The sequence below is a fragment of the Candidatus Frankia nodulisporulans genome, assembly GCF_902806475.1.
Lineage (GTDB): Bacteria > Actinomycetota > Actinomycetes > Frankiales > Frankiaceae > Frankia > Frankia umida.
This window is the reverse complement of sequence record NZ_CADCWS010000556.1, coordinates 1-460: the sequence shown is the minus strand read 5'-3', so window position 1 is coordinate 460 and position 460 is coordinate 1. Positions and strand designations below refer to the sequence as shown.

Below are 460 nucleotides of genomic sequence, written 5' to 3'. Positions count from 1 at the left end.
CCCCGGAGATCAGCATCCGTTCGTCGAACGCCACCAGCACCTCCTCCCCGGTCTCGGTGTCCACCCCCACCGACATCGCGAGGGGGTCGGCGGGGATCCGGGCCGCCGTCCAGGCCGCGGACACGCCGTCGGTGGCCTGGCGGGTGGCCAGGGTGAGAACCGCCCAGCCGCCCCGCGCCCCACCCGTGATCCGCAGCCGCAGCGCGGTCCGTGCGCCGAGCAGGGCGCGGACGCTGTCGGCCTTGGCGGCCAGGGCCTTGACGGTCCAGGTGCCGTCGAGGCGCACCTCGCAGCGGATCCCACCCGGGCCGAGAGTCGGCGGGGTGGTGAGCGCGCCCGCCAGACCCCGGCCGGCGGCATGAGCCGTCCAGTACTCGGGGTGCAGCCGGTCAAGGAGCTGACGTTCCTCCGCGGACACCGACTCCTCCGGCGCGGCCGGTGCGACAGCGTGGCGGCGGCC

General features: G+C 76.3%; 1 protein-coding gene. It reads right to left on the bottom strand.

Going from position 1 to position 460, the window contains the following annotated elements; translation table 11 throughout:
- Positions 1-418: hypothetical protein (locus G6R24_RS21395; protein ID WP_225438908.1), on the bottom strand; the 418-nt coding region annotated here is incomplete at its 3' end.
- Between the last annotated feature and the right edge of the window lie 42 nt (positions 419-460).